This window comes from Escherichia sp. 20412-1, from assembly GCF_003027595.1.
In the GTDB taxonomy this organism is placed as follows: domain Bacteria; phylum Pseudomonadota; class Gammaproteobacteria; order Enterobacterales; family Enterobacteriaceae; genus Escherichia; species Escherichia marmotae.
Genome location: NZ_PYQM01000093.1, coordinates 1 through 2,728 on the forward strand (window position 1 = coordinate 1; position 2,728 = coordinate 2,728).

The following is a 2,728-nucleotide window of genomic DNA, read 5'->3' on the forward strand; positions in this document are numbered from 1 at the left end:
GCGTATCTGCGCCATATCCTGAGCGTACTGCCGGAATGGCCCTCCAACCGTGTTGACGAACTGCTGCCATGGAACGTAGTTTTCACCGATAAATAAGTGTCAATACGGCGCTCTGTTGACGCTTACACCAGTTTAAAAGGGTTGTATAGTCTTTTGCTCCTGCAATTCTGGACGCATATCTGTCCAGCTTCAAACGTTCAATAGCTTTGGAGTTAAAGGCTTATAACAGACTTTTTAAATTACCGAAAGTTAATAACTCAATTGACACCCAATCTGGAGGCAATCCACGATGAAACGGACAATATTCATAAAAATACTTTTCTTTTATAATGTTTTGCGAACTCTTCTTTTGATTTCCTGAATGAGGCGCTCACATTAGAAACGGTTTTAATATGACTATCACTATTGTTAAATAGTGAGGAATCCAGATACCAGAAAGAGTTTTTATTTATTCCAGTAACCCAATAATCAAAAGAACTACGCACGGCAATTTCAATTTTTTGGATCAACTTAAAAACCAACAGCCGTAAATCCTGATCAAACAGATATAACTCATACGCTTTATCAAAAGTTGCATCCGGATAATATCTGCGAGTAGTTTCATCACGAAAAGGAATCAGATAGGCTTTAAATCGATAGTAGCTACATCTCTCAAGCACTTTCCGCGCATTACCAACATCAGTGATAACTAAACCATCCCGTTGCAGCTTCTGACACAAGTCGGTACTTGACTGGTAAGGTTTTTGGTATGGAATGAGATCTGACAATTCAACAACCCTATCAAAAAGCCAAAAAAAAAGCTCCCACTCTTACGACATAAAGTCTGGAGGAAGCTGTTGTCATGGTGAATAGTACACTATTCACCATGTTTGTTTTAACAAAAAGAGCTATCAGCAGCGAACCTCTACGAAGAAACATTGGATCGAGCACAGATACACTGTGCGCCTCCAGCGCCAACGAAAACTGACAGAACAACAGCCCAGCTAGCCACAAAGTTTAGATTGAAGGTTGATTTCTTCATACTTGTTTCCTTGATTTTCTGGACAATTAAGGTCGGTTGTTTTTTGTTGTCAGCGGGAATCTCACCCAACTGTCTTTCGGTCTTCTGAATCTGTTGATACGTCAGGCTGATCGAACTATCGGTCTTCTCGCGCCAATGTTTCTTCCACTGTGCATTATGCCGAATTTTCAACAAAAAACCTTTTTGACATTAAATACTGTACGTCCAGTCTGTGCTGGAATTATGATGAATGTTTACTTAAGCAGGTCGATCGGCAACGGTTTATGGCTGTCATATGATGAAGGATGTGTATGGAACTGGATACTGAATTTCGTTACCCCAATGTTATAGATTTCTTCGGCACAACCCTTTTTCACCTTTGTCATTTCACCAAGTCAGATCTTTTTGATTATTCTGCATATAATCAATATGCAGAAAACAATATAAAACAAAGTGATAAACTAGTCTCTGATGAAATTTCTAAACATTTACAAAATAATGATGAAAGTCATCACGAGGATATTATTTGCGGTTACAGTCGGGAATTTCAGGAGTTCGGTTATATTTACCCATCGATGCATCGAAAATCTATGGTTATCGCACTGTATAATTTTTTTGAACACCAGATAAAGACAATGTGCGAAGCCGGTTTTGATATGAATCAGGAGAGCACCTTGTGGAAACTGTGGGAAGATATGCTTAAAGTGGAGCAAATCCGGCACGTTCTGGTTCACTCCGAAGGTGAGATTGAAAAGCACAGGGCAGAGCGACTGGCTGATATAAAAAGCTATTGTAATAGGAAAGAAAATATCAGACTGAACAAACACAAAATTATCATCGATGAGGGCTATGTGGCAGGGCTTATCACCGAACTAATCTCACTGTTTGAGCTACTGGACAGGCTCATCCGTAGATACGAAAGCGAGCATGGTAGCTACGAAGTTCCACTTCCGCAGGGGGTATCACGAACACCACTGTGATTATCTATACAGAATGACCTGAATGTCTAACTGCATGGCGAATTAAACCGGAGCCGGGATTGTCACGCTGGCGAAGGCTGTCAGTAAGGTGTGGTCTGCCCGGAGCGAGGGTAATCTTGTTCAAAAATACTGTAGCGGTCGCAGCTGAGGATCGCGCTGGCCAGCGCGCTCGATGCGTCACCGGCGCGAAGCTGATTTGTTGTTTTACAGTGAGTTAGATTGTTTGCAGTGCGAAAAATATCGGTGAGTATTTTTGATAGAGTCATTAACGGCAGTGCACTGCGTAAAATCTGATATTTCTCAGGAAGGACTGAGCGCGAGAATTTACGAGAACGCTTCGGAAAACATCATGAAAATGATGTTCCTGGAGTCAACCTTTTTGCAGGTATATAAAAAACGATAAGACGTTTTTATGCAGACAAAATAAAAGCCTCCTGAACAAGAGGCTTGATGTGAATGCACTTATCGTCTCTTCGCCCACTCTTTTTCATCATCGGTGAGTTGTTCTTTATGCAAATAATCACCAGGGACAGGGGGAGGAGTAACCAGTTTAGGACGCCCATTATCATCACGAACCGTCACCAGACCAACTATCTCACCATTTTCTTTAAGCGCCCATGCAGTAGACTAGCCCCCAGAATCTCCAGACAACCAATATCACTTAAATAAGTGATAGTCTTAATACTAGTTTTTAGACTAGTCATTGGAGAACAGATGATTGATGTCTTAGGACCGGAGAAACGCAGAC

3 protein-coding genes are annotated in these 2,728 nt (G+C 41.3%); 2 read left to right on the forward strand and 1 reads right to left on the reverse strand.

All coding sequences use genetic code 11. The annotated features are described in order from the left end of the window. Positions 1-96 (forward strand): transposase domain-containing protein (locus tag C7B16_RS23930; protein WP_143192617.1); only part of this gene is annotated, 96 nt, incomplete at its 5' end. A 209-nt stretch (positions 97-305) separates the two neighbouring features. Here the strand turns inward: C7B16_RS23930 and C7B16_RS23935 are convergent. Continuing rightward, positions 306-767, reverse strand: coding sequence for an Abi family protein (locus C7B16_RS23935; protein WP_258182617.1), 462 nt, complete (start codon positions 765-767; stop codon positions 306-308). 544 nt (positions 768-1,311) lie between these two features. Between C7B16_RS23935 and C7B16_RS23945 the strand changes: the two genes are divergently transcribed. Next, positions 1,312-1,980, forward strand: coding sequence for a hypothetical protein (locus tag C7B16_RS23945; protein WP_107180269.1), 669 nt, complete (start codon positions 1,312-1,314; stop codon positions 1,978-1,980). The last annotated feature ends 748 nt before the right edge of the window (positions 1,981-2,728 follow it).

Excerpts from the sequence above, each read along its gene's own strand:
- C7B16_RS23945 (WP_107180269.1), top strand. The coding sequence starts at position 1,312 with ATGGAACTGGATACTGAATTTCGTTACCCCAATGTTATAGATTTCTTC.